This window comes from Chromobacterium sp. FG89 (assembly GCF_057808735.1).
Genome location: NZ_JBMDIQ010000008.1, coordinates 168,199 through 191,356, shown reverse-complemented (window position 1 = coordinate 191,356; position 23,158 = coordinate 168,199). Strand labels below are relative to the sequence as shown.

Below are 23,158 nucleotides of genomic sequence, written 5' to 3'. Positions count from 1 at the left end.
GGAATGGGATATCGCAGCAAAGCGGCGCGGCGGACACATCGCGGCTTCACCTTGATAGAGCTGATTGTCGTGGTGGCCATTATCGGCATTTTGGTCAGCATCGCCTTGCCGTCGTACACCAACTACGTGCAACGCACCTATCGGGCTGAAGTGCAGACCGAGCTGCAAGCCATCGCCCAGGCGCAGGAAAAATACTTCACGCTGAATAATGTTTATGCGTCCTCGCTGACCGCGCTGAGCTACGCCTCCTCCAGCATTAGCAGCCAGGACAGCCGCTACACCATCACCATGGGCGATCTGAGCGCCTCCGCCACATTGGCTAACGGCCAGGGCTATACCTTGCAGGCGGCCCCGGCCGGCGGGCAAGTGGGAGAGAGCTGCGGCACGCTGAGCCTCAATAGCCTGGGCAGCAAGAGCGCTGCCAGCGGCACCGTCAGCAATTGCTGGCGCTGAGGGCGAAACGAGACAGCCGCGGACCGGAGTCCGCGGCTTGGCTAGCGGCAGCGGTGGGGGGCTGTGGTATCCTTCGCAACTTGATGTCCATGGGGGCGTGGCCGCCCATGGACGATTGCCGAGTTTGAAGGAAGCCGATGTCCTACCCGACACCTTTGTTCGAAAATAAAATCTGCACTCAGGAACAGCTGGCGGACAAGCTGGCGGCCTTGCCGCGCCCCATCGTCTTCACCAATGGCTGCTTCGATATCCTGCACCGCGGGCATGTGACCTATCTCGCGCAGGCGCGCGCCTTGGGCGCCAGCCTGGTGCTGGGTTTGAACACCGACGCCTCGGTGCGCCGCCTGGGCAAGGGCGACGACCGGCCCATCAATCATCAGGACAACCGCGCGGCGGTATTGGCCGCCTTGGAAAGCGTCAGCCTGGTGATCTGTTTCGACGAAGACACCCCGGCGCAGCTGATAGAGCAGGTGCGTCCCGATGTGCTGGTCAAGGGCGGCGACTGGACGCCGGACAAGATCGTCGGCAGCGCCGAGACGCTGGCGCGCGGCGGCCAGGTGCACTCCATTCCCTTCCTGTTCGACACCTCCACCACCTCCACCTTGAATAAGATTCGGGCCAGCGAGGCCGGCCGGTGAGCGAACACGCTTTCGCGGTGCTGCGCCGTCTCGCCGACGGCCGTTTCCATTCCGGCGAAGACATCGCCGGCGAACTGGGCTGTTCCCGCACCCTGGTCTGGCAGGCGGTGCACGCCATCCAGCAAGACCTGGGCGTCACCGTATTCAGCGTGCGCGGGCAGGGCTATCGCTTGGAAGCGCCGTTTGAATGGCTGGACGTGTCGGCCATCCGCGACGGCCTGAGCGAGGCGGCAGCGGATACCTTCACGCTGGCGGTGGCGGAGCGCACCGACTCCACCAATTCCCAGTTGCTGGCGCGCGCCGCCAGCGGCGGCCTGCACGGCCTGGTGTTGGCGACGGAGCTGCAAACCGCCGGCCGCGGGCGCTTGGGACGGCGCTGGCAGGCGCGGTTGGGCTCGGGTCTGACGTTCTCCCTGCTGTGGCGCTTCGACCGCGGCCTGTCCCAATTGGCCGGCCTGTCCCTGGCGGTAGGGGTGGCCTTGGCGCGGACGCTGCGGCGGCTGGGCGCGCCGGTGGCCTTGAAGTGGCCGAACGATGTGTTGTTGAACGAGCGCAAGTTGGCCGGCATCCTGATAGAACTGTCCGGCGACGCGCTGGGCCCGACCGCGGTGGTGATCGGCATCGGCATGAATGTGGGTGAACCGGGCGAAGTGGATCAGCCGGTGGCCTGTTTGGCCGAGGCGGGCGTCAAGCTGGCGCGCAGCGCGTTGCTGGCGGAGCTGCTGAACGAACTGCACCGGGTGCTGAGCGATTTCGACCGTCATGGCTTCGTGCCCTTGCGGCAGGAGTGGATGAGCTTGTCCGCGCATCAGGATGCGCCGGTCTGCCTGAGTTTTTCCCATGGCGAGCCGGTGCAGGGCGTGGCGCGCGGCGTGGCCGAGAGCGGCGCCCTGCTGGTGGACACCGCCGACGGCGTGAAGACGTATCACGCCGGCGAGGTCAGTTTGAGGAAACTGGCATGAAGTTGTTGATCGACGCCGGTAATAGCCGGGTCAAATGGGCGGTGCATGATGGCCGTGACTGGCTGGTGCAGGGCGCGGTGGAGCACGGCGACATCGCCAGCCTGGCTGAAGTCTGGCGACAATGGCCGATCACGGCCGCCTGGGGCGCATCGGTGGCGCGGGCGGAGGCGGCGCAAGCCTTGGAGGCGGCAACGCCCTGTCCCTTGCGATGGGTGCGGGCGGAAGCCGGTTTCGGCGATGTGCGCAACGCCTACCGCAACCCGGCCGAGCAGGGGGCCGACCGCTGGCTGGCGGTGCTGGCCGCGCGGCAACTGCATAGGGACGACTTGATCGTGGCCTGCGCCGGCACCGCGCTGACCGTGGAGGCTTTGACGGCCGAGGGTGATTATCTGGGCGGGCTGATCGTGCCCGGGCTGAAGCTGATGTTGAGCAGCCTGGCGCGCAACACCGCCAATCTGGACCGTTCCGCCGGCGTGGTGACGCCGTTCCCGCAAGGCACGGAAGACGCCTTGGCCAGCGGCGCGGTGTACGCGCTGACCGGCGCGGTGGAAACGCAGCGTCGGCAATTGCAGGCGCATACCGGACGCGCTCCGGTGCGGGTGCTGTTGACCGGCGGCGACGCGGCGCGCTTGGCGCCTTGGCTCGCCGGGCCGGTCGAGATCGTGGATAATCTGGTGTTATTGGGCTTATTAAGAGTGGCCAACGAAAAATGAAGTGGTTTCTAGCCTTGGTCGTGGTGCTGAATTTGCTGGTGGCGATGTATGGCTCGTTCAAACAGCGTCCGCCGGCGGACGTGCGGGCGCAGGAAGTGAGCCCGGAACTGGTCAAGCTGCTGCCGGCCAATTGGAAGCCGAACGCCTCCGCGCCGGCCGCGTCCGCCCCGGCGGCGGAGCCGCTGCGCGAATCTTCCGCGCCCAAAGCGGACAAGCCGGCCGCGGCCAAGCCTAAGGCCCAGGAAGCGTCCGCGCCGAAAACAGCGGCCGCCAAGGCGGAGGTTGCCAAAACGGAGACCGCCAAGCCGGAGCCCAAGGCCGAAACGGCCAAGCCGGCGGAAGCCGCCGCGGCCTGCCTGCAATGGGGGCCGCTGGACGACAAGCTGCTGGCCAGGGTCAAGGGAGGCGTGCCGCAGCTCAAGCTCAAGGCCGGCCAGCTGAGCGAGGCCAGCAAGGAAGAAACCGCCGGAGGCGGGCGCTTCTGGGTCTATTATCCGCCGCTGGCCACCCAGGCGGAGACGTCGACGCTGTCGTCGGAACTGAAGGGCAAGGGCTTTGACAACTACATCGTCAAGAACGACGACTTCAAAGGCCATCTGTCGCTGGGCCTGTTCGGCAAGGAAGACGCGGCCAAGGGTCTGGCCGCGCGGCTGAAGGCGGCCGGCTACGACAAGGCGCTGGTGCAGCAGAAGGGGCAGAAGGCGAGCAAGACCACGCTCAGCTTCAAGACGCTGGACGCGCAGCAGGCCGACAAGCTTAAGGGGCTGCAAAAGCGGCTGACGCCGGGAATCGGCCTGAAATCCTGCGGATGAGACGGATAGTCTTGATCTGACCGCTTGCCAGCGCCGGCGCGGCGATGCACTATCAAGCATCGCCCCAAGCGGGCGCAGGCGCAGGTCTTCATTTCTCCGATGACGGCGGCCTCTGGCCGCCGTTGTTCATTCTGTCAGCAGGATATGTCCAGACGAAGCAACATCACCCGGCTGTTGGACCGGGGCCGTTTCAATGACCGCACCTTGCGGCATTTGGGGTGGTCCATGGCCTTCATCGCCGGCGCGCTCAACGCCGGCGGCTTTCTCGCCGTGCACCGCTACACCTCGCACATGTCCGGCATCGTGTCCGGCATGGCCGACGAGTTCGCGCTGGGCGAGGTGACGCTGGGTCTGTCCTTGCTGGTGATGCTGCTGTGCTTCATCGCCGGCGCCATGCACAGTTCCTGGTTGATCCTGTGGGCGCGCCGGCAGCGTCTGCGCGGCGGCTACGGCGTGTCCATGATGGAAGAGGCCGGCCTGCTGCTGCTGTTTGGCCTGCTGGGGGCCGCGCTGTCCTTGCACAAGGGCTTTTTCACTCCGCTGACCGTGATGCTGCTCTGCTTCATCATGGGCATGCACAACACCATCGTCACCAAGCTGTCCGGCGGCCTGTTGCGCAGCACCCACATGACCGGCATCGCCACCGACATCGGCATCGAGCTGGCCAAGCTCAGCTACTACGGCCGGGAAAGCATGCCCAAGGTCAAGGACGTGCGCGCCAACCGCGTCAAGCTGCGCACCTATCTGCTGATCCTGCTGTCGTTTTTCGGCGGCGGCGTGGTGGGCGCGCTGGGCTTCAAGCATATGGGATACAGCTTCACCCTGCCGCTGGCGCTGCTCTTGTTCCTGCTGGGGCTGCGCCCGGTCTGGTACGACGTGAGACTGCGTTTCCGGCTGTGGCGCATCCAGCTGGAAAGCCATTGATTCGATTGGCTCTTGTGCGTCCGCGCGCATCGCGGCAAACTTCGGGGTTCCGCCCCAAGGGGGGCGGCAGCCTCAAGCCGTCGGCTGTGCAAGATGGACGGTAATCGTCGGGACGCCTGAGCCCGGCGTACTCTCTCGCGGAGAGTATTCATGAGCGAAACCATTTACGGCGACGGCGCGATCCGCCGTCAGGGCCTGTACGGCTCTTCCATTGAAAACACCTATGCCGGCGTGCTGTCCTTCATGCGCCGCAACTACAGCCGAGATCTGACCGGCGCCGACGTGGTGGTGTCCGGCATTCCGCTGGACCTGTCCACCACCTTCCGCTCCGGCGCGCGGCTGGGTCCGCAGGCGATCCGCGCCGCCAGCGTGCAGCTGGCCGAGTTGAGCCCCTTCCCCTGGGGCTTCAACCCCTTCGACGATCTGGCCGTGATCGACTACGGCGATTGCTGGTTCGACGCGCATAATCCGCTGACCATCAAGCCCTCTATCATCGAGCACGCGCGCACCATCCTGGCCTCCGGCGCCAAGATGCTGACCTTCGGCGGCGACCATTTCATTACCTACCCGCTGCTGATCGCGCACGCGGAGAAATACGGCAAGCCGCTGGCGCTGCTGCATTTCGACGCGCACTGCGACACCTGGCCGGACGACGAGCCGGACAGCCTGAACCACGGCACCATGTTCTACAAGGCGGTGAAGGATGGCCTGATCGATCCGAAGAAGTCGGTGCAAGTGGGCATCCGCACCTGGAACGACGACTTCATGGGCATGAATGTGCTGAACGCGCCCTGGGTGCACGACAACGGCGTGGACGCCACCATCGCGCGCATCAAGGAAGTGATCGGCGACAGCCCGGTCTACCTGACCTTCGATATCGACTGTCTGGACCCGGCCTTCGCGCCGGGCACCGGCACTCCGGTGCCGGGCGGCCTCAGCAGCGCTCAGGCTTTGAAGATCGTCCGCAATCTGGGCGATCTGAACATCGTCGGCATGGACGTGGTGGAAGTGGCGCCCGCGTACGACAATAGCGAGGTGACCGCCCTCGCCGCCGCGCATCTGGCCTGTGACATGCTGTGCCTGATGCGCAATAAGAAGCTGGCCGGCACGCTTTGAACCGTTGACGCATGCAAGAACGCCGCTCTCATCAAGCGGCGTTTTTATTTGCGCGGAACCAGGACCAGGCTCGCGCCGGCTGTGCCGCCGGCCCGCGCCGCAGCTCCATATAGCATTCGCCGTCGCGCAGTTCGGCAAAGCCCAGCCGGCGGTAGAACGGGCGCGCGTCGCGGGACACCAGCAGAAAGCGCCGCAGCTGCTGCAGCTCGGGGTGGGCCAGCGCCGCCTCCATCAAGGCGCGGCCGACGCCGAGGCGACGGACCTCGGCCAGCACGAACACATCGGACAAATAGGCGAAGCTGGCGTAGTCGGTGACGATGCGGGCAAAGCCCAGTTGCCGTTGTCCGCGGTAGGCGCCGAACACCAGCGAGTGCGCTATGGCCTTGTCCAGCTGCTCCGGCGTCAGGCCTTGCGCCCAGTGGGTTTGAGACAGGAAGCGCTGAATCATGTCGCGGTCCAGCCGGCCGCGCTCGCAGCTGATCTCCAGATGGGCCATGGCGGCTCCGTGCGATGACGACGCCGCCAGTATCCGCGCTCGGCATCACCGCGGGATGACGGGGAGATGGCGGTATCGTTGCAGCGCTACTAGAGCGCCGGCCAGCGGACCGCCAAAAGCAGCAAGAGGCCGATTTCGCACAGCTCAATGCCCGCGCCCAGGCAGTCCCCGGTCATGCCGCCCAGCTTGCGCAGCAGGAAGCGCCGCCAGGCCAGCGCCGCCAAAGGCGCCAGCAGCAATGCCGGGGCCAGCCAGGCCGACAGCGCCGCCAGCAGCGCCGCGTTGACCGCCAGGCTGGGGCCGTGCCGCCGCCAGGCGAAGCGCTCGCCGCTGCCAGGCGCGATCGCCGGCAGGCTGGCCGACCAGTACACCGCGAAACAGCGGCACCAGGCGGGGATCAGCAGCAGGCCCCAAGGCGGCGCAGGCTGTTTGGCCAGCAACATCAGCAAGATCAGCTTGGCGACGACGGCCAGGATCAGCGCCAGCGCGCCGAAGCTGCCGACGTGAGGATCTTTCAGCACCTCGAAGAAACGTTCGCGCGAACGGTGGGCGGCGCCCAGCGCGTCGGCGAGATCGCCCAAGCCGTCCAGATGCAGGCCGCCGGTGACCCAGGTCCACATCAAGAGCGCCAGCAGCGCCGCCAGCCAAGGATCGCTCAGGCGGCCCAGGGTCAGCGCCGCCAGCAATAGCGCGCCGATGATCAAGCCCACCGCGGCGAACCAGCGCGCGCTGTCGGCCAACCACTCGGGCTTGAACTCGCGCAGCTGCGGCGTGGGCAGGCGGGTCAGGAACTGCAGCGCCAGAATCAGTCCGCGCACGGTGCTTCCAGCCGCATCAAATAGGCCGGGTGCCCGTCCAGGATGGATAATTGGGCAAAGCCGCCGCGCTGCACCGTCATCAGCTTGGCCACCGCAAAATCGGCGCCCAGCAACTCCGCCAGCAAGGTGGTGATGACACCGCCGTGGGTGACCAGCACGCGGTGGCTGCCGCTGGCCGTGGTCATCCACTCGGACAGGCCGGCCAGCACTCGGGTGCGGAAGCCATCGTAGGCTTCGCCGCCCGGCGGCGTCAGCTCCCCGGCCGCCAGTTTGGCGCGCCAGTCCGGATAGCGCTGCGCCAGCACCTGCACGTCCATGCCGTCCCAGTCGCCAAAGTCCATTTCCGCGAAGCGCGGGTCCACTTTCAGCGTCAGCGAGCCGTGCAGAGCGTGCTGGACCGCGAACTCGCGGCAACGCTGCAAAGGCGAGCTGGCCATCGCCGTCACCGGCGCCAGCGCGCAAATGCGCTGCCAGCTTTGCGCCATCTGAATGTGTCCGGTGGCGTTCAGCGGCAGATCGCAACTGCCGATCAAGCGGCCCTCATGATCGATTTCGCCGTGACGCAACAGGGTCAGGGTATAGGGGTTCATTCCGCTTTTCCGGTGATGCCCGCCTCGGCGAAGGTGGCCATCTCGTTGTGCAGGCGGATGGCCATTTGCAGCAAGGGCACGCACAAGGCGGCGCCGGATCCCTCGCCCAGATGCATGCCCAGGTCCAGCACCGGCTCCAGCTTCAGCGCGTGCAGCGCCAGCAGGTGGCCGGTTTCTTCCGAGCGGTGGCTGGCCAGCAGCCAATCTCCCGCGCGCGGCTCCAGCGCCAGCGCGCAGAGCGCGGCGGCGCTGGAAATGAAGCCGTCCACCAGCGCCGGCGCGCCTTGCGCGGCGCTTTCCAGATAGAAGCCGGCCATGGCGGCAATTTCCAGGCCGCCCAGCTCGGCCAGGATGTCCAGCGCGGACAAATCGCGCCCGGCGACGCGGGCCAGCGCGGTGCGCACCACTTGGCGCTTGGTGTCCAGGCCGGCCTCGTCCAGGCCGGTGCCGCGGCCGACGATGCGCTCCGGCGGCAAGTCCGCCAGCCGGCAGATCAGCGCGGCGGATGCGGTGGTGTTGCCTATGCCCATGTCGCCGGCGATCAGCAAATTGGCGCCGCCGTCCAGCGCGCGGCGCGCGGCCAGGCGGCCCACTTCCAGCGCGGCCTCCGCCTGTGCCGGCGTCATTGCGGCCTCCCTGGCCAGATTGCCGGTGCCGGCCCGCACTTTGGCGTGGACGATGGGCAGCGCGGAGACGTCGCTGAGCACGCCGGCGTCCACCACCTCCAGCCTGGCGTCCAGGCTTTGCGCCAACACGCAGATGGCCGCGCCGCCATTGGCGAAATTGCGCACCATTTCGCCGGTCACCACCGAGGGATAGGCGGATACGCCTTCCGCCGTCACGCCGTGATCGCCGGCGAACACCGTGATCGCCGGCCGCAGCGCGTCCGGGCAGACCTTGCCCTGCCAGGCGGCGAAGCGGCAGGCCAGCTCTTCCAGCCTGCCCAGGCTGCCCGCCGGCTTGGTGAGTGTGGCCTGGCGGGCGCGGGCGGCCTGGTAGGCGGCGAAATCGGGTGAGCGAAAGGTATCGATGAATGTCATGAGATGGCCAACTCCAGCCTGGATGAGAGAGTGATTCAGCGGCGACTTTAAGCGATAGCCCGCCACCGGGGCAACCCGCAGCCGGTGGACGATTTGATCCTAACTAAACATATTTCTTTTGGCGCCATCCCGTCGGGATGCTCTCCGGTATAATCCGGAACCTAGCAGGTGTCCGCGGCTCAAGCGCCGCGGATGAAACGGGAAGCCGGTGCAAGACCGGCGCTGCCCCCGCAACGGTAAGGCCAGGCGTGTGAAGCTGTTCAACCGAGTCGCGCTCGATGCGCGAGACGTTGAACCTCAACGCCCAGGCGATGCAAGGGCCACTGTCCATCGGATGGGAAGGCGCATCGCCGCAAGGCCGAGCCCGGAGACCGGCCTGCTGGCATGCGCGATCATGGAAACCACACTCGCGCCCGCCCAATGGCCGCCCGGAAGGCGGCCGCACTGGAGTATCGCGGGGAGGCGATCCGACAGACGGCCCGGCGTCCTGCCGCGGCGTCCCCCTTTATCATGCCTTCTTCGCACTCTTCCTAACCATGCCGCCGCGGCGGCCAGATTCGATGTGGAGTGTGTTTCATGTTCAAACCCCAACAATGCGCCTTGCTGGTCTCGCTGGCCTGCGCCGGCCAGGCCTATGCCGCCAATGTGCCCGAGTTCGCCGGTGATCCGGTGGTGGTGACGGCGGGCCGTGTGGCGCAACCGCTGTCGCGCACGCTAGCCGATGCGACCGTGGTCACGCGCGAGGAAATCGAAGAAAGCGGGGCGCAAACCCTGCAACAAGTGTTGTCGCGTCAAGCGGCTGTTTCTATCGCCAGCAATGGCGGCCCAGGCAGCGCCAGCAGCATCTATATCCGTGGCAACAAGGATAGCCATACGGTAGTGCTGGTGGACGGCGTGCGAATTTATTCCGCCACGCTCGGTACCACGACGATCCAGAATATTCCATTGGCCCAGATCGAGCGCATTGAAATTCTGCGGGGGCCTGCGTCCAGTTTATACGGCGCAGACGCCATCGGCGGGGTGATTCAAATCTTCACTCGCAAAGGCGAGGGCGAGCCGCGATGGAACGCGGGGGTGGAGTTTGGCAGCCGAGGCACCGGCAAGCTAAGCGCCGGCGTAGCGGGGAAGTCGGGAAATACCGCTTATAGCCTGCAGTTGTCGCACGCTCAGTCCGATGGTTTTTCGGCGACGAATTCACGCAACACGTATTACTACAACCCGGACAACGATGGGTATCGTAATGATAGCTATGCCGCTAGCCTGACGCAGACCTTGTTGCCGGGCCATGATTTGACTGTGCGTCTATTCCAGACCTTTGCGGAGGCTGACATTGACTATACCAGTGCGTGGAAGGGGCAGGATCGCTCCAAGTCGCGCCTGACTGGGCAGAGCGTTGAATCAAAAAATCGTTTCAACGATGTCTGGACAAGCACTCTGCGTTTTGCCCGCAGTCAGGACAAGTCCGAGGAGTTTCATAACGGCAATTTCGATCGACGTGCCAGCTTTTTTCAGACAACGCAGAACGAATGGCAATGGCAGAACGACTTGAATACCAAGGTTGGCGTATTTATTTTGGGCGCTTCCCATTTGGACCAGAAAATCGCTAGCGATGGTATCTATACCAAAAACACCCGCACCACCAATGCCGGATTCGTGAGCTACCAGTTGGAGTTGGGCAAGCATCTTCTGCAAGCTAGCCTTCGAAACGATCATGATGATCAATTTGGGGGGAAGATGACCGGTAAAGCCGGTTATGGCTATCGTTTCGCCGATGGTTGGCTTGCGCGTGTAGGTTATGGCACAGGGTATAAAGCACCGTCCTTTAACGATCTGTACTATCCGGACAGCGGCAACCCCAATCTAAAGCCGGAAAGTTCAAAGAATACAGAACTGGCCCTGCAATACCGAAAAGATGGCCGTTCGGCTAGCTTGACCCTATTCCAGAACAAAGTGGAGCAGTTGATTCAGTGGGCGCAAACCGACCCCACGGATTTCAATTCATGGCGCCCGAGCAATGTGGATCGCGCAACGATCCGGGGGCTGTCATTGGAGGCGGGGGCTCAATGGCTCAGTATCGACTGGCAAGGTAACTTGACGCTGATGGATGCGCGAGACGATAAGACAGGCAATTGGTTGGCAAACCGGCCGCGCCAGAGTGCCAGCGTATCCGCCGCTAAGCAGTGGGAAAAATGGACGCTGGGAGCGGAGCAGCAAGTCGCGTCGCGCAGAGCGGGAGATGCGGCTAATTCGGAGGCCAAAGCGCTGCATGGTTACGGCGTGACCAATATTTTTGCCAATTATCGTTTTGCCAAAAATTGGACTGCCACGGCTCGAGCGGACAATCTGTTCAATCGTGAATATGAAACCGCTTATGGGTACAACACCGGCGGACTGGGTGTTTTCCTTGGGGTTCGTTTCAGTCAGTAAGGAATTCCCATGCCTCACCTGATCACCGGCGGCGCGCGCAGCGGCAAGAGCCGCTACGCCGAAACCCTGGCTTTGGCCCACCCGGGCCCGGTCTGCTATCTGGCGACGGCCGAGCTGCGCGGCGGCGACGCGGAGTTCGCCGCTCGCGTCGAACACCATCGTCGACGGCGTCCGGCGGCGTGGTCGCAAGCGGAGGCCGGCCGCGGCTTGGCCGCCGAGCTGCTGCGTCGCGATGCGGTGGGCGGCCTGCTCTTGGTCGACTGCCTGGGCATGTGGCTGATGCGCTTTTTCAACGAGGACGGCGGTTTCGACACCGCCGGTTTCGAACAGGAACGCGCCGCGCTGCTGGCGGCGCTGGAACAGGCCCGAGGCGAGGTGCTGCTGGTCAGCAATGAAATCGGCTGGGGCGTGGTGTCGGCCAATGCCCAGACCCGATGCTTCGTCGACGAGCTGGGGCGGGTGAATCAAGCGGTGGCGGCGGTCTGCCAGCGGGTGACGCTGGTGGCCTGCGGCTTGCCGCTGGTGTTGAAAGGCGAGATATGAGACGGTTGCCGGTTCTGGCCTTGCTGCTGGGCGCGCTGCCGGCTTTGGCGGCGGTCAGCGCCCAGGACGGCGGCGGCCAGACCATCACGCTGACGCAGCCGGCGCAAAGGATTCTGACCCTGGTGCCGCACGCCACGGAAATGCTGTACGCGGTGGGCGCCGGCGACAAGCTGGTGGCCACGGTGGAACATAGCGACCATCCGGACGCCGCCAAGCGTTTGCCGCGGGTGGGCAGCTTCACCGGCTTCAGCCTGGAGGCGGTGATGCGGCAGCGGCCGGATCTGGTGGTGGCCTGGCGCGACGGCGGCGCGCCGCGCGAACTGGAGCGCTTGCGCGGCCTGGGCATTCCCGTCTATCTGAGCCACCCTTTGCAGCCGGACGACGTGGCCAAGGAAATGCTGGCCTTGGGGCGGCTGGCGGGCGTGGACGCCGCCGCCGGCAAGGCGGCCGCGAGTTATCGCCAGCGCCTGGCCGAGTTGCGCCGGCGTTACGGCGCGCGCGCGCCGGTGCGGGTGTTCTATCAAGTCAGCCAAACGCCCATTTTCACCGTCAGCGATCAAAGCTTCATGGGGCCGCTGATCAGCTTATGCGGCGGCGTCAACGTGTTTGGCGATGTCCGGCAGCCGGCGCCGCAAGTGTCCGCCGCCACCGTGGTGGCCGCGCGTCCGCAGGCCATTCTGGCCGGCGACGAGGCCAGCCTGCGGATGTGGCGTCGTTGGCAGACGCTGCCGGCGGTGGCCAAAGACGCCTTGTTCGCCTTGCCGGGCGACACCATGGTCGTGCCCGGCCCGCGGCTGGTGGACGGCGCGGCGGCCCTGTGTCTCGCGCTGGACACAGCGCGGCAGCGGCTGGGTTTGACGGCCAAGTGAGCGCCGGCTATCCTCGCCGCCATGGACAAGGAACTGGAATATCTCGAGTCGCGGGTGACGGCGTTGGTGGCGCGCATTCGCGAACTTGAAACACAAAACGGCCGTTTTGCCGAAGCGCTGTCCGAAGCGCTGCGCGACAATGCGGAGCTGAACTTCAGAGTGAACGAAACCCGCGCGCGGGTGGCGGCTCTGGTCGAGCGCCTGCCCAAGGCGTCGGAGGATGCGGAATGAGCGACGTGGCTCAGGTTGAAATCGAACTGCTGGGACGTTCCTTCACCATCGGCACCCCGGCGGAAGAAAAGGAAACGCTGCAAGAGGCGGTGCGTCTGCTGGCCGGCAAGATCGAAATGATCCAGCAGCACGGCAAGGTGATGGACGCCGACAAGATCGCCATCATGGCCGCCTTGAACATCGCCCACGATTTGTTAAAGACAAAAGTGGGAGAGGGCTTGGAGATGGCGGCGTTTCAGCGTAAAATACGCAGTATGAGCGAAGCAGCCGACCAGGCGCTCCGCGAAAGCCAGCAAGCGCTGTTTTAAACCGCAGCCCGCTGGCGAACACCAAGGTCAGTACCCCCTGCGGTGTTTGTGAAGGCACACAATTCCTTTGTACCAATGCGTTCGCTTCAGGCTGCCAGCGTGAGTCATGGGCGTGCCGCGTCCTCTTGAGGATGCGCCCGAAATGACTGGCAGGCGGCCCTCCCTGGAAACAGGGTACAAGCGAATTTTGCCCGAACGACACTCGCGGGGGCTCCCCCCTCTGCCATGACCGCACCCTCTCTTGTTTCCGATCCGTTTCCCGTCGACAAGCCCGCATTACGCAGGAAAATTCGCCGCGCGCGTCAGGCCCTGAGCGCTTCTTACCGTTTGCAGGCGATGCGGGCGATCGCGCGTCACGCCTCGCGGCTGCTCAAGCGCGGCAAGCGCGTGGGCGCTTATCTGGCCGCCGGTTCGGAGCTGGATCTGGAAATCCTGATGAGCGCAGCGCTGTGGCGCGGCGCGGAAGTCTATCTGCCGCAGATTCCGCGGCGCGGCCGCCGGCTGTGGTTCAGCCGTCTGGGCGTGGCTGACCGCTGGTATCTGCATCCGCGCTACCGGATCGCCGAATACGATGGCCCGGCGCTGCGCGCCGAACGGCTGGACGTGTTGTTCGTGCCGCTGCTGGCCATCGACGACGAGGGCTATCGCATGGGGCAGGGCGGCGGCTTCTACGACACCACGCTGGCCTTCCGCCAGCGCGCGCGCTTGTTCGGCAAGCCCTTGCTGGTGGGCGTGGCCTACGATTGCCAGCGCGTCGAGCGCGTGCCGCGCGAGCCCTGGGACGTCCGGCTGGATTATTTGCTGACCGAATCCGGTTTGCGCCGGCTGCCTTTGAGCCCCCTATGCCGATAGCCATCGTCTTCCTGGCCGTTTTGCCGGCCTTGGCCCTGCTGGGGCGGCTGGAGTGGGCGGTGGCGTGGCTGTATCTGAGCCTGAGCCTGCTTTGCTTCATTCTGTACTGGCGCGACAAGCGGGCGGCGGAGCGCGGCGGGCCGCGCACGCCGGAAGCCCGGCTGCTGTGGCTGGGTGTGCTATGCGGCTGGCCCGGTGGCCTGATGGCGCGCCGGCTGTTTCGCCACAAAACCGTCAAGCAGCCGTTTCGGCTGCTGTTCTGGTGCGGCGCGGCGCTGAATCTGGCCTTGCTGGGCGGCTGGCTGTATCTGCGCGCGGCTTAGCGCCAGGGGCGGCGGCCGTAGTCGCCGTAATAGCCGTAGATGGGCGTCACCACGACGGGCGCCGGGCGCACCACCACCGGCGCGGGTCTGACGACTACCGGCGCCGCCCGGGGCGGCACCACTACGCAGGCGCTCAAGGCGCCGCTCAGCAACAGGCCCATCACCAGCTGTTTTTCATGCGTTTTCATGGTCTTCCCTTTCCATATCGCTTCAGAACCCCCTTTCGGGGCGGTGAAGACAGCCTAAGCCGCAATCTTTCCAGTAAGATTGAGCAAGCGTTAACCCTTTCCCTGACTGATTAACAGACATTGCCCATGCGATACTGGCTGATGAAGTCCGAACCGGACGATACCTCGATCGACGATCTCGCCGCCGAGCCCGAACGCTTGTTCGAGTGGACCGGCGTGCGTAATTACCAGGCGCGCAACTTCATGCGCGACGGCATGCAAGAGGGGGACCGGCTGCTGTTCTGGCACTCGTCCTGCCCGGAGCCGGGCGTGGCCGGCCTGGCGGAAATCGCCGCCTCCGCGCATCCGGACTCCAGCCAGTTCGACCCGGAAAGCCCTTACTACGACCCCAAGTCCTCTCCCGACGCGCCGCGCTGGCTGGCGGTGGACGTGCGTTTTCTGCGCAAGACCCGGCTGCTGTCCCCGGCCGAGCTGCGCCGACACCCGCCGCTGGCGGAGATGACGGTGCTCAAGCGCGGCAACCGGCTGTCCATTACCCCTCTGAGCGAGGACGAATGGCGCTATATCACTGAACAGCTGCTGGCATGCTGAGCGTGCCGCTGATTCTGGCGCTGCTGGCCTGCGGCGCGGTGGCCGGCTTTCTGGCCGGCCTGCTCGGCGTCGGCGGCGGCCTGGTCATCGTGCCCGTGGTGTTGGGGGTCTTGTCCGCCGCGCATTTGGGCGGCGACCATGCTCAGCATCTGGCGGTGGGCACCTCGCTGGCGGTAATGGTGTTCACCAGCCTGTCCAGCGTGCGCGCTCATCATAAAAAGGGCGCGGTGGACTGGCGCATTGTACGGGCGATGGCGCCGGCGATGGTGGTCGGCACCTTGCTGGGCAGCCTGATCGCCGGCGCGATTTCCGGGCTGGCGTTGAAATGGTTCTTCGTCGGCTACGCCTACCTGGTCGCCGTGCAGATGTTCTTCAATCTTAAGCCGCAAGCCAGCCGCGGAATGCCGGGCCAGGCCGGGCAGTGGGGCGCCGGCGGCGCGATAGGCATGATCTCCAGCTGGGTGGGCATAGGCGGCGGTTCCATGAGCGTGCCTTATATGAGCTGGTGCAATGTGCCGGTGCACACCGCCATCGCCACCAGCGCGGCCTTGGGCTGGCCCATCGCCGTGTCCGGCGCCGTCGGCTATCTCTACAGCGGCTGGAGCGTTGCCGGCTTGCCGGCAGGCGCCTTGGGTTTTATCTACCTGCCGGCGATGCTGGCGCTGATGCTGATGACGGTGCTGATGGCGCCGCTGGGCGCGCGCGCCGCGCACAAGCTGCCGGTGGCCCGTTTGAAGCAGGTGTTCGCCGCCTTGATGGCGACGATGGCCAGTGAGATGTTGTATAGCCTGCTGCGCGGCTAAGAACCTGTTCATAGTCTGTTGTGCTTTGGCGATACGGCGTTAAAAACCAGCTCAAAATGCTCAGTACCCCTCGTACATTCCGCTTTTTCGCTAATTTTCGCCTTGTCTCGCTCTGGCTCGCGAGACTTTGAACAGGCTCTAAGAAACCGACTTTTGATGGAGAAGCCATGCTGTATCCGCCGATAGAACCGTTTGCCAGCGGCATGCTGCCGCTGGACGGCTTGCATTCCATGTATTGGGAGCAGTGCGGCCAGCCGCAGGGGTATCCGGTCCTCTATCTGCACGGCGGGCCCGGCGACGGCTGCGTGTCGGCCTGCCGCCAATTGTTCGACCCCGGTTTTTACCGCGCGGTCTTGTTCGACCAGCGCGGCAGCGGCCGCTCCTCGCCGCGCGGCGAGCTGCGCGACAACAGCACCGCCCATCTGGTGGCGGACATCGAGCGGCTGCGCGAGCAACTGGGCATAGAGCGCTGGCTGGTGTTCGGCGGCTCCTGGGGCAGCACGCTGGCGCTGGCTTACGCCCAGGCGCATCCGGAGCGGGTCAGCGGCCTGATTCTGCGCGGCATTTTCCTGGGCGAGCGCCGCGAGATCGACTGGTTTCTGCACGGCATGGGTCAGTTCTTTCCCGAGGAGTGGCAACGCTTCGTCGCGCCCATCCCGGAGGCGGAGCGCGGCGATTTGCTGGCCGCCTATTACCGGCGGCTGACCGATCCGGACCCGGCGGTGCACCTGCCGGCCTGCCGCGCCTGGGGCCGCTACGAGGGCGCTTGCGTCGCGCTGCGCCCCAATGCCGACGCCGCCGAGCGCGCCGGCAGCGAATACGTGGCCTTGTCGCTGGCGCGGCTGGAGGCCCATTACTTCGTCAACCGCGTGTTTTTGCCGGAAGGCGCGCTGCTGGACGGGCTGGCGCGCATCCGCCACATTCCCGCCGCCATCGTGCAAGGCCGTTACGACGTGGTCTGCCCGCCCTCCACCGCGCTGAGGCTGGCCCAGGCCTGGCCGCAGGCCCACTACGAACTGGTGGAAGCCGCCGGCCACTCTGTGTGGGAGCCGGGCATACTCGAGGCGCTGCTGCGGCAATTGGAGCGTTTCCGCGACGCCCATCTGGCCGGTCGGGTCTAAGAACGTGTTTACGATCTCGCGAGCGAAGGCGAGACAAGGCGAAAACGCTTGAAGAGGCGGAATGCACAGGTGGCGCATGAGCATCCTGAAAGCGTTTTCAACGCCGTATCGCCGAAGCGCGGCAGACTTTGAATCGCTTCTAGGCCCGCGCAACTATTTGGCGCGTAGGCCGGTCGAATCTGGTTTTCGACAAGGAAAGACTGGCAATTGAAAACCATCATTCTCTGCGCCGCGGCCTTACTGGCCGGAATGCCCGCCGCCGCCTCCGCCTATAGCGACGAGACGCGCTTCCCCTTTGCCGGCCAGCCCGGCGAACTGCCGCTGGAAGTGGTGTTGCGCTTCGCCAAGAACCGGCTGGGCGAAGACGGCCAGTTCGAATACCGCAGCCTGAAAGTGATCCAGACCAGCCCGCCGGAAGCCTTCGACAAGGCCAGCATCGCGCTGTTGCGCGAAGGCCTGATGGACGACAGCGTCAAGGGCATGCGCCAGCGCTTCCAGCTCTCCCGCGAAGGCAATGTCTGGACCATACGCTCGGTGAAGGAGGATTTCTCCTGCTGGCGCGGCCGCAAAGGCTGGGGCGTCAAGCCCTGCCCTTGACGGCGACGGGTCAAGGAGCCGGCCAAGCATTTGTTTTTTTGGGGTCTTATCGCGGAAGCGAAGACGCCGTTATAATGGGGGCAACCTTTTTGCGGACGGGCTATCCGGAGCGGAGCGCATCACTGGCGCCTCCGGGCAGCCCGCCTTTTGTATTTCAGAGTCCAGATAAAGATCGCCATGCAAGAACAATACAGCCCGCGCGCGGTGGAAGCCGCCGCCCAGCAGAAATGGCAGAAGACTGCCGCTTTCAAAGCCGTGGAAGACGCGTCGCGTCCCAAATACTACGCGCTGTCGATGTTCCCCTATCCGTCCGGCAAGCTGCACATGGGCCATGTGCGCAACTACACCATCACCGACGTGCTGGCCCGCTTCAAGCGTCTGCAAGGCTTCAACGTGCTGCAGCCCATGGGCTGGGACGCCTTCGGCCTGCCGGCCGAGAACGCCGCGATGAAAAACGGCGGCGCGCCGGCGGCCTGGACCTACGCCAACATCGAATACATGAAGCAGCAGCTGGACAGCCTGGGCTTTGCGCTGGACTGGGACCGCGAGCTGGCCACCTGCAAGCCGGACTACTACCGCTGGGAACAGTGGCTGTTCACCCGTTTGTTTGAAAAAGGCGTGATCTATAAGAAAAGCGGCGTGGTCAACTGGGACCCGGTGGATCAGACCGTGCTGGCCAACGAGCAAGTGGTGGACGGCCGCGGCTGGCGTTCCGGCGCGCTGGTGGAAAAGCGCGAAATCCCGATGTACTACTTCCGCATCACCGACTACGCCGAGCAGCTGCTGGCGGATCTGGACAAGCTGGACGGCTGGCCGGAACAGGTCAAGACCATGCAGCGCAACTGGATAGGCAAGAGCTTCGGCTCCGACGTGGCCTTCGCCTACGACGAAGCCAGCATCGGCCATGCCGGCCAACTCAAGGTCTACACCACCCGCCCCGACACCCTGATGGGCGCCACCTATGTGGCGGTGGCCGCCGAACACCCGCTGGCCAGCCAGGCCGCGGCCGGCAACGCCGAGCTGCAAGCCTTCATCGCCGAATGCAAGGCCGGCTCCGTGGCCGAGGCCGACGTGGCCAAGATGGAAAAGAAGGGCATGGACACCGGCCTGTTCGTCGTTCATCCGCTGACCGGCGCCAAGCTGCCGGTATGGGTGGCCAACTACGTGCTGTGGGGTTACGGCGAAGGCGCGGTGATGGCGGTGCCGGCGCATGACGAGCGCGATTTCGAGTTCGCCAACAAATACCGCTTGCCGATCCAGCAGGTCTACGCGCCGGCCAGCGGCGAAGACAACTTCGATGCCGCCGCCTGGCAGGATTGGTACGCCGCCAAGGACGACAGCATCCGCACCGTGGGCAGCGGCAAATACGACGGCCTGAACTTCGCCGCCGCCTTCGACGCCATCGTCGGCGATCTGGAAGCCAAGGCCTCCGGCCAGAAGAAAACCCAATACCGCCTGCGCGACTGGGGCATTTCCCGCCAGCGCTACTGGGGCTGCCCTATCCCCATCATCCACTGCCAGAGCTGCGGCGACGTGCCGGTGCCGGAAAAAGACCTGCCGGTGACGCTGCCGGAGAACGTGATTCCGGACGGCGCCGGCTCCCCGCTGGCCAAGATGCCGGAATTCTACGAAACCAGCTGCCCGAAATGCGGCGGCGCGGCCAAGCGCGAAACCGACACCATGGACACCTTCGTCGAGTCCAGCTGGTACTACGCGCGCTACGCCTCGCCCAAGTGCGACACCGCGATGGTGGACAAGAAGGCGGCCGACTACTGGCTGCAAGTGGACCAGTACGTGGGCGGCATCGAACACGCCATCCTGCACCTGCTGTACGCGCGCTTCTTCCACAAGCTGATGCGCGACGAGGGCCTGGTGTCCAGCGACGAGCCGTTCAAGAGCCTGCTGACCCAGGGCATGGTGGTGTGCGAAACCTTCTATCGCGAACTGCCCAACGGCGCCACCGACTGGATCGCGCCGCAGGACGTGGTGCTGGAGCGCGACGCCAAGGGCAAGATCGTGGCCGCCAAGCATCGCGTGGACGGCCTGCCGGTCGTGGTGGGCGGCATCGAGAAAATGTCCAAGTCCAAGAACAACGGCGTGGACCCGCAGGAATTCATTGAAAACTACGGCGCGGACACCGCCCGCCTGTTCATGATGTTCGCCGCGCCGCCGGAGCAGAGCCTGGAATGGTCGGACGCCGGCGTGGAAGGCGCGTTCCGCTTCCTCAAGCGCTTGTGGAAGGCGGCGAACGAGCATGTCGCAACCGGCCTGGCGCCGGCTTACAGCGGCGGCGAACTGAGCGCCGGCCTGAAAGACCTGCGCTTCAAGCTGCACGCCACCATCCAGAAAGTGGCCGACGACTACGGCCGCCGCCAGCAATTCAACACCGCCATCGCCGCGGTGATGGAACTGCTGAACACCTACGACAAGACCGACACCTCCGGCGACGCCGGCCGCGCCGTGGCGCAGGAAACGCTGGAAGCCGTGACCCTGTTGCTGTCCCCCATCGTGCCGCATATCTGCGACGCGTTGTGGAACGCCTTGCGTCCGGGCAGCGAATTGCTGCAACAAGCTTGGCCGAAAGTGGACGAGAGCGCGCTGATCAAGAGCGAGATCGAACTGATGGTGCAAGTGGGCGGCAAGCTGCGCGGCAGCGTCACCGTGGCTGCCGACGCGGCCAAGGACGCGATCGAGGCGGCGGCGCTGGCGCATGAAAACGTGCAGAAGTTCATGGAAGGCAAACCGGCCAAGAAAATCATCGTGGTGCCGGGCCGCCTGGTCAACATCGTGGTGTAAACCGGCGTGGCTTAGGCTCCGGGTCGCGGATCGCGCCCCGGGCCGGGCCAGGCAAGCATTGTTTCCCGATAAGGAATCGCGAATGAGACTTTCCCTGCAATGGCTGTGGCTGGCGCTGCTGGCCCTTACGCTGAGCGCCTGCGGCTTCCACCTGCGCGGCCTGGGCGGCCCGATGAAGCCGCTGCCGTTCGCCTCGATGTATTTCGACGGCGGCAACGCCGTGGTGGCCGGCGACGTGCGCACCGTGCTGGCGCGCGACCCGCGTCTGCAAGTGCTGGGCAATCCCAAGCAGGCCGAGGCGGTGGTGACCATCCTCAGCGAAAATCAGTCCAAGGACATCCTGACCCTGAACGTGGGCGGCAAGATCAACGAGTACCAGCTGACTTACACCGCCGTGGTGCGCACAGTGCTGTTCGGCGTGCCGGTGGAGCCGGACATGACGGTGGTCGTGCGCCGCAGCATGAACTACTCCGACAGTGCCATCCTCGGCAAGGAGCAGGAAGAAGCGCTGATCTGGGCCGACGCCCGCCGCGACGCGGCCGAGCAGATCGTGCGCCGGCTGGCCTATCTGAAAAAGCCGGCCGCCGCGCCGCTGACCGGCCCGCAAAGCCTGAAGCCCGCCGATGCCCAGCCTAAGCCCTGACGCGCTGATCGCGGCGCTGGGCAAGGGCCTGGCGCCGCTTTACCTGATCCACGGCGAGGAAGCGCTGCTGGCGCTGGAAGCCGCCGACGCGCTGCGCCAGGCGGCGCGCGAGCAAGGCTATCAGGAGCGCGAAGTGCTGACGGTGGAGGCCGGTTTCGATTGGTCGCAATTGCGCGACGCGATGAGCAGCGTCTCGCTGTTCGCCGAGCGCAAGCTGCTGGAAATCCGCATCCCCAACGGCAAACCCGGCACCGAAGGCGCGGAAGCGCTGCAACAGCTGGCGGCGCAGCCGCCGCAGGACACGGTGACCTTGATCACCCTGCCCAAGCTGGAGCGCGCGCAGCAGCAGTCCAAATGGTTCCAGGCGCTGGAAAAGCTGGCGGTGACGGCGGAGGCCCGCCTGGTGGGGCGCGCCGAGCTGCCCGGCTGGATCACGCGCCGGCTCAAGGCCCAGGGCCAGGTGCTGGGCGGTGAGGCGCTGGCTTTCTTCGTTGATCGCGTGGAGGGCAATCTGCTGGCCGCGCGCCAGGAAGTGGACAAGCTGGCCTTGCTGTATCCGGCCGGCGAACTGACGCTGGAGCAACTGCGCGCCGCGGTGGCCAATGTGGCCCGCTTCGACGTGTTCCATCTGTCCGAATCCTGGCTGGCCGGCGACGTGCCGCGGGTGCTGCGCATGCTGGACGGCCTGATGGCCGAAGGCGAGGCGCCGGTGCTGGTGTTGTGGTCGCTGACCGAAGACGTGCGCATGTTGCTGCGTCTGCGCCAGGGCCTGAAGGATGGGCGCAACGCGCGCGACATGGCGCGCGAACTGCGTTTGTGGGGCGACAAGCAGCGTCTGGCCGAACCGGCCTTGCGCCGCATCGGCCCGCGCAAGCTGATGACCGCGCTGGACGAATGCGCGCGCATAGACCGTCAGATCAAGGGCGTGGAAGTCGGCGACCCCTGGCAGACCATGCGCGGGCTGGCGGGCCTGCTGGCCGCTTGATCCGGCGGGACATTCACCAAGATTCGCGCCCCGTGCGCGGCAAACAGGAGAGCACCATGGCTTTATTCGATACCTTGAGCGGTTTGCTGTCCGGCGGCGCGGAAGGCGGCGCCGGCGAAGCCCTGCAAAGCTTGTTGCAACAACAAGGCGGCTTGTCCGGACTGCTGGAACAGTTCCAGCAAGGCGGTCTGGGCGAGCTGGTGTCGTCCTGGGTGGGGCAGGGCGGGAATCTGCCGGTGTCCGCCGAGCAGATCCAGCAAGTATTGGGCGGCGATCAACTCGCCGGCATCGCGGAAAAAGTGGGCCTGGACCAGGGGCAAGTGTCGCAACTGGTGGCCGAACATCTGCCCGGTCTGGTGGACAAGCTGACCCCCAACGGCCAGCTGCCGCAGGGCGATGATTTGCTGTCCCAGGGCGCGGATCTGCTCAAAGGCTTATTCCGCTGATCCTACCCATCCATGCAACAACGCCGGCCGCGAGAGACTCGCCGCCGGCGTTTTTCATGCCTTTGGCCGGCCCGCTTGCAAGCGGGATCAGGCCGGCGCAAGGAATCCGTTCCGAGAACGTGTTTACGATCTCGCGCGCTAAGGCGAGACAAGGCGAAAACAGCTGAGGAAGCGGAATGTACATAAGGCACATGAGCATTTCCAAGGTGCACTCACCGAGCCACGTTCCACGACGCGCAGCAGATCGTAAATAGATTCTTAATGATGATGGCCGGCCGCGCCGGCGGTCACCGTCAGCTCCGCCGCCGGGCTTTTCAAGTCATGGGCGTCCTGGCCGGCGGCCGGAATGTCCGCCCAGTTGGTTTCGCCCTGTTCGCACAGCTGTTTCACCTTGAAGTAGAGCTTGCCCGGCTGGGCGGCGATCTTGGCCTGGAATACGAACTCATCGTAGAAATTGGACGGTAGCTTGCCGCCCTTCCAGGTGATGCGGCTCACATCCTCGCTCACCTTGCGGCCGTAATTGTCGAAAGGCTTGACCGCGCTCTTGCTCACCTCCACTTCCCAGCCGGCTTTCGGCATCGGCTGCGCCAGACGCACGCCCTCCGGCATTTCCACGCTGATGGCGGTGGTGGGGCTGCCGTTGCAGCCATGGCCGATTTTCAGCACGCCCTTGTAATAGCCGCCGCTGGCGGCGGTGGGCGTTTCCAGGGTGACGTGGGCGAGGGCGGAGCCGGAAGCGGCCAGCAAGGCCAGCAGGGCGATCTTTTTCATCGTAGCTCTTTGCGGATCAGGGTTAGCGCGCGTGTCGGCCATTGGCGGCGACAAATGCGAATGAGGATTAGCCGCATCAGTTTAGCGCCTGCTCACCCCCCT

28 protein-coding genes, 1 other RNA gene and 1 riboswitch are annotated in these 23,158 nt (G+C 65.2%); of the genes, 23 read left to right on the top strand and 6 right to left on the bottom strand.

Annotated features, from left to right (window positions below):
• Nucleotides 1–3 precede the first annotated feature (3 nt).
• The 7 genes from ACODRW_RS10650 (at nt 4) to speB (ending at nt 5,618) form a co-directional block, all read left to right on the top strand.
• Nucleotides 4–453, top strand: a complete 450-nt coding sequence (locus tag ACODRW_RS10650) for a type IV pilin protein (protein ID WP_488905707.1) — start codon at nt 4–6, stop codon at nt 451–453.
• Between the two features lie 137 nt (nt 454–590).
• Nucleotides 591–1,091, top strand: coding sequence for a D-glycero-beta-D-manno-heptose 1-phosphate adenylyltransferase (rfaE2, locus tag ACODRW_RS10645; RefSeq protein WP_235085091.1), 501 nt, complete (start codon nt 591–593; stop codon nt 1,089–1,091).
• The gene (locus ACODRW_RS10640) at nt 1,088–2,053 is read left to right on the top strand and encodes a biotin--[acetyl-CoA-carboxylase] ligase (protein ID WP_227106353.1); all 966 of its coding nucleotides are present in this window, start codon (nt 1,088–1,090) and stop codon (nt 2,051–2,053) included. The genes rfaE2 and ACODRW_RS10640 overlap by 4 nt, the downstream gene beginning before the upstream one ends.
• Nucleotides 2,050–2,766: a type III pantothenate kinase gene (locus ACODRW_RS10635; RefSeq protein ID WP_488905706.1), complete on the top strand. Its 717-nt coding sequence runs from the start codon at nt 2,050–2,052 to the stop codon at nt 2,764–2,766. The genes ACODRW_RS10640 and ACODRW_RS10635 overlap by 4 nt, the downstream gene beginning before the upstream one ends.
• The gene (locus ACODRW_RS10630) at nt 2,763–3,578 is read left to right on the top strand and encodes an SPOR domain-containing protein (protein ID WP_488877196.1); all 816 of its coding nucleotides are present in this window, start codon (nt 2,763–2,765) and stop codon (nt 3,576–3,578) included. Before ACODRW_RS10635 ends, ACODRW_RS10630 begins: the two co-directional genes overlap by 4 nt.
• A 144-nt stretch (nt 3,579–3,722) precedes the next feature.
• Nucleotides 3,723–4,502: a YoaK family protein gene (locus ACODRW_RS10625; protein WP_107801143.1), complete on the top strand. Its 780-nt coding sequence runs from the start codon at nt 3,723–3,725 to the stop codon at nt 4,500–4,502.
• Between the two features lie 150 nt (nt 4,503–4,652).
• Entirely contained in the window at nt 4,653–5,618 is a 966-nt protein-coding gene (gene speB, locus ACODRW_RS10620; protein WP_107801142.1) for an agmatinase, read from the top strand.
• A gap of 31 nt (nt 5,619–5,649) precedes the next feature.
• Here the strand turns inward: speB and ACODRW_RS10615 are convergent, their stop codons facing one another.
• The 4 genes from ACODRW_RS10615 to cobT all read right to left on the bottom strand — a co-directional run bounded on the left by ACODRW_RS10615 (nt 5,650) and on the right by cobT (nt 8,562).
• Nucleotides 5,650–6,114, bottom strand: coding sequence for a GNAT family N-acetyltransferase (locus tag ACODRW_RS10615; RefSeq protein ID WP_488905705.1), 465 nt, complete (start codon nt 6,112–6,114; stop codon nt 5,650–5,652).
• A gap of 89 nt (nt 6,115–6,203) precedes the next feature.
• Nucleotides 6,204–6,932: an adenosylcobinamide-GDP ribazoletransferase gene (cobS, locus tag ACODRW_RS10610; protein ID WP_107801140.1), complete on the bottom strand. Its 729-nt coding sequence runs from the start codon at nt 6,930–6,932 to the stop codon at nt 6,204–6,206.
• Nucleotides 6,920–7,522, bottom strand: coding sequence for a histidine phosphatase family protein (locus ACODRW_RS10605; protein WP_107801139.1), 603 nt, complete (start codon nt 7,520–7,522; stop codon nt 6,920–6,922). The genes cobS and ACODRW_RS10605 overlap by 13 nt, the downstream gene beginning before the upstream one ends.
• Nucleotides 7,519–8,562: a nicotinate-nucleotide--dimethylbenzimidazole phosphoribosyltransferase gene (cobT, locus tag ACODRW_RS10600; protein WP_107801138.1), complete on the bottom strand. Its 1,044-nt coding sequence runs from the start codon at nt 8,560–8,562 to the stop codon at nt 7,519–7,521. Before cobT ends, ACODRW_RS10605 begins: the two co-directional genes overlap by 4 nt.
• Before the next feature lie 149 nt (nt 8,563–8,711).
• A riboswitch (cobalamin riboswitch) is annotated at nt 8,712–8,956 on the top strand.
• A gap of 182 nt (nt 8,957–9,138) precedes the next feature.
• On the opposite strand from cobT, the gene ACODRW_RS10595 reads away from it, so the two are divergent.
• The 8 genes from ACODRW_RS10595 to ACODRW_RS10560 all read left to right on the top strand — a co-directional run bounded on the left by ACODRW_RS10595 (nt 9,139) and on the right by ACODRW_RS10560 (nt 14,115).
• Nucleotides 9,139–10,989 (top strand): TonB-dependent receptor domain-containing protein, encoded by a 1,851-nt coding sequence (locus ACODRW_RS10595; protein ID WP_488905704.1) that lies wholly within the window; start codon nt 9,139–9,141, stop codon nt 10,987–10,989.
• Between the two features lie 9 nt (nt 10,990–10,998).
• Nucleotides 10,999–11,532 (top strand): bifunctional adenosylcobinamide kinase/adenosylcobinamide-phosphate guanylyltransferase, encoded by a 534-nt coding sequence (gene cobU, locus ACODRW_RS10590; protein ID WP_488905703.1) that lies wholly within the window; start codon nt 10,999–11,001, stop codon nt 11,530–11,532.
• Nucleotides 11,529–12,401: a cobalamin-binding protein gene (locus tag ACODRW_RS10585; RefSeq protein ID WP_488905702.1), complete on the top strand. Its 873-nt coding sequence runs from the start codon at nt 11,529–11,531 to the stop codon at nt 12,399–12,401. The genes cobU and ACODRW_RS10585 overlap by 4 nt, the downstream gene beginning before the upstream one ends.
• Nucleotides 12,402–12,422: 21 nt before the next feature.
• Nucleotides 12,423–12,632, top strand: coding sequence for a hypothetical protein (locus ACODRW_RS10580; RefSeq protein WP_048409989.1), 210 nt, complete (start codon nt 12,423–12,425; stop codon nt 12,630–12,632).
• On the top strand, nt 12,629–12,940 hold the full coding sequence (locus ACODRW_RS10575) for a cell division protein ZapA (protein ID WP_019101793.1): 312 nt from the start codon (nt 12,629–12,631) through the stop codon (nt 12,938–12,940). The genes ACODRW_RS10580 and ACODRW_RS10575 overlap by 4 nt, the downstream gene beginning before the upstream one ends.
• 31 nt (nt 12,941–12,971) lie before the next feature.
• A non-coding RNA gene (ssrS, locus tag ACODRW_RS10570) (6S RNA) lies at nt 12,972–13,155 on the top strand.
• Between the two features lie 10 nt (nt 13,156–13,165).
• A complete protein-coding gene (locus ACODRW_RS10565) occupies nt 13,166–13,792 on the top strand; it encodes a 5-formyltetrahydrofolate cyclo-ligase (protein ID WP_488905701.1) in 627 nt (208 codons plus the stop codon).
• Nucleotides 13,783–14,115, top strand: a complete 333-nt coding sequence (locus ACODRW_RS10560) for a DUF1294 domain-containing protein (RefSeq protein ID WP_107801133.1) — start codon at nt 13,783–13,785, stop codon at nt 14,113–14,115. The genes ACODRW_RS10565 and ACODRW_RS10560 overlap by 10 nt, the downstream gene beginning before the upstream one ends.
• On the opposite strand, the gene ACODRW_RS10555 is transcribed toward ACODRW_RS10560, so the two are convergent.
• Nucleotides 14,112–14,303, bottom strand: a complete 192-nt coding sequence (locus tag ACODRW_RS10555) for a hypothetical protein (protein ID WP_488905700.1) — start codon at nt 14,301–14,303, stop codon at nt 14,112–14,114. The two genes, ACODRW_RS10560 and ACODRW_RS10555, sit on opposite strands and share 4 nt — an antisense overlap.
• A 126-nt stretch (nt 14,304–14,429) precedes the next feature.
• On the opposite strand from ACODRW_RS10555, the gene ACODRW_RS10550 reads away from it, so the two are divergent.
• The 8 genes from ACODRW_RS10550 (at nt 14,430) to ACODRW_RS10515 (ending at nt 22,285) form a co-directional block, all read left to right on the top strand.
• Complete coding sequence (locus ACODRW_RS10550) at nt 14,430–14,894, top strand: EVE domain-containing protein (RefSeq protein WP_227106370.1); 465 nt, start codon at nt 14,430–14,432, stop codon at nt 14,892–14,894.
• Nucleotides 14,888–15,697, top strand: a complete 810-nt coding sequence (locus ACODRW_RS10545; protein WP_107801130.1) for a sulfite exporter TauE/SafE family protein — start codon at nt 14,888–14,890, stop codon at nt 15,695–15,697. Before ACODRW_RS10550 ends, ACODRW_RS10545 begins: the two co-directional genes overlap by 7 nt.
• Before the next feature lie 167 nt (nt 15,698–15,864).
• Nucleotides 15,865–16,818, top strand: a complete 954-nt coding sequence (gene pip / locus ACODRW_RS10540; RefSeq protein ID WP_488905699.1) for a prolyl aminopeptidase — start codon at nt 15,865–15,867, stop codon at nt 16,816–16,818.
• A 207-nt stretch (nt 16,819–17,025) separates the two neighbouring features.
• On the top strand, nt 17,026–17,415 hold the full coding sequence (locus ACODRW_RS10535) for a hypothetical protein (RefSeq protein ID WP_488905698.1): 390 nt from the start codon (nt 17,026–17,028) through the stop codon (nt 17,413–17,415).
• Nucleotides 17,416–17,592: 177 nt separating this feature from the next.
• Nucleotides 17,593–20,211 carry a leucine--tRNA ligase gene (gene leuS / locus ACODRW_RS10530; protein ID WP_488905697.1) on the top strand — a complete coding sequence of 873 codons (2,619 nt, stop codon included), beginning with the start codon at nt 17,593–17,595 and terminating at the stop codon, nt 20,209–20,211.
• Between the two features lie 82 nt (nt 20,212–20,293).
• Nucleotides 20,294–20,854: an LPS-assembly lipoprotein LptE gene (locus tag ACODRW_RS10525; RefSeq protein WP_488905696.1), complete on the top strand. Its 561-nt coding sequence runs from the start codon at nt 20,294–20,296 to the stop codon at nt 20,852–20,854.
• Nucleotides 20,835–21,839: a DNA polymerase III subunit delta gene (holA, locus tag ACODRW_RS10520; protein ID WP_107801125.1), complete on the top strand. Its 1,005-nt coding sequence runs from the start codon at nt 20,835–20,837 to the stop codon at nt 21,837–21,839. The genes ACODRW_RS10525 and holA overlap by 20 nt, the downstream gene beginning before the upstream one ends.
• Before the next feature lie 56 nt (nt 21,840–21,895).
• On the top strand, nt 21,896–22,285 hold the full coding sequence (locus ACODRW_RS10515) for a YidB family protein (RefSeq protein WP_107801124.1): 390 nt from the start codon (nt 21,896–21,898) through the stop codon (nt 22,283–22,285).
• 258 nt (nt 22,286–22,543) lie between these two features.
• Here the strand turns inward: ACODRW_RS10515 and ACODRW_RS10510 are convergent, their stop codons facing one another.
• A complete protein-coding gene (locus ACODRW_RS10510; protein ID WP_488905695.1) occupies nt 22,544–23,056 on the bottom strand; it encodes a YcnI family copper-binding membrane protein in 513 nt (170 codons plus the stop codon).
• Between the last annotated feature and the right edge of the window lie 102 nt (nt 23,057–23,158).

Coding starts and splice junctions, on each gene's coding strand:
- speB (WP_107801142.1), top strand. CDS start 4,653: ATGAGCGAAACCATTTACGGCGACGGCGCGATCCGCCGTCAGGGCCTG.
- ACODRW_RS10585 (WP_488905702.1), top strand. CDS start 11,529: ATGAGACGGTTGCCGGTTCTGGCCTTGCTGCTGGGCGCGCTGCCGGCT.
- pip (WP_488905699.1), top strand. CDS start 15,865: ATGCTGTATCCGCCGATAGAACCGTTTGCCAGCGGCATGCTGCCGCTG.
- holA (WP_107801125.1), top strand. CDS start 20,835: ATGCCCAGCCTAAGCCCTGACGCGCTGATCGCGGCGCTGGGCAAGGGC.
- ACODRW_RS10510 (WP_488905695.1), bottom strand. CDS start 23,056: ATGAAAAAGATCGCCCTGCTGGCCTTGCTGGCCGCTTCCGGCTCCGCC.
- ACODRW_RS10615 (WP_488905705.1), bottom strand. CDS start 6,114: ATGGCCCATCTGGAGATCAGCTGCGAGCGCGGCCGGCTGGACCGCGAC.
- ACODRW_RS10555 (WP_488905700.1), bottom strand. CDS start 14,303: ATGAAAACGCATGAAAAACAGCTGGTGATGGGCCTGTTGCTGAGCGGC.
- rfaE2 (WP_235085091.1), top strand. CDS start 591: ATGTCCTACCCGACACCTTTGTTCGAAAATAAAATCTGCACTCAGGAA.
- ACODRW_RS10650 (WP_488905707.1), top strand. CDS start 4: ATGGGATATCGCAGCAAAGCGGCGCGGCGGACACATCGCGGCTTCACC.
- ACODRW_RS10515 (WP_107801124.1), top strand. CDS start 21,896: ATGGCTTTATTCGATACCTTGAGCGGTTTGCTGTCCGGCGGCGCGGAA.
- ACODRW_RS10630 (WP_488877196.1), top strand. CDS start 2,763: ATGAAGTGGTTTCTAGCCTTGGTCGTGGTGCTGAATTTGCTGGTGGCG.
- ACODRW_RS10595 (WP_488905704.1), top strand. CDS start 9,139: ATGTTCAAACCCCAACAATGCGCCTTGCTGGTCTCGCTGGCCTGCGCC.
- cobT (WP_107801138.1), bottom strand. CDS start 8,562: ATGACATTCATCGATACCTTTCGCTCACCCGATTTCGCCGCCTACCAG.
- ACODRW_RS10565 (WP_488905701.1), top strand. CDS start 13,166: ATGACCGCACCCTCTCTTGTTTCCGATCCGTTTCCCGTCGACAAGCCC.
- ACODRW_RS10545 (WP_107801130.1), top strand. CDS start 14,888: ATGCTGAGCGTGCCGCTGATTCTGGCGCTGCTGGCCTGCGGCGCGGTG.
- ACODRW_RS10550 (WP_227106370.1), top strand. CDS start 14,430: ATGCGATACTGGCTGATGAAGTCCGAACCGGACGATACCTCGATCGAC.
- ACODRW_RS10560 (WP_107801133.1), top strand. CDS start 13,783: ATGCCGATAGCCATCGTCTTCCTGGCCGTTTTGCCGGCCTTGGCCCTG.
- ACODRW_RS10605 (WP_107801139.1), bottom strand. CDS start 7,522: ATGAACCCCTATACCCTGACCCTGTTGCGTCACGGCGAAATCGATCAT.
- ACODRW_RS10580 (WP_048409989.1), top strand. CDS start 12,423: ATGGACAAGGAACTGGAATATCTCGAGTCGCGGGTGACGGCGTTGGTG.
- ACODRW_RS10525 (WP_488905696.1), top strand. CDS start 20,294: ATGAGACTTTCCCTGCAATGGCTGTGGCTGGCGCTGCTGGCCCTTACG.
- leuS (WP_488905697.1), top strand. CDS start 17,593: ATGCAAGAACAATACAGCCCGCGCGCGGTGGAAGCCGCCGCCCAGCAG.
- ACODRW_RS10635 (WP_488905706.1), top strand. CDS start 2,050: ATGAAGTTGTTGATCGACGCCGGTAATAGCCGGGTCAAATGGGCGGTG.
- cobU (WP_488905703.1), top strand. CDS start 10,999: ATGCCTCACCTGATCACCGGCGGCGCGCGCAGCGGCAAGAGCCGCTAC.
- ACODRW_RS10625 (WP_107801143.1), top strand. CDS start 3,723: ATGTCCAGACGAAGCAACATCACCCGGCTGTTGGACCGGGGCCGTTTC.
- ACODRW_RS10575 (WP_019101793.1), top strand. CDS start 12,629: ATGAGCGACGTGGCTCAGGTTGAAATCGAACTGCTGGGACGTTCCTTC.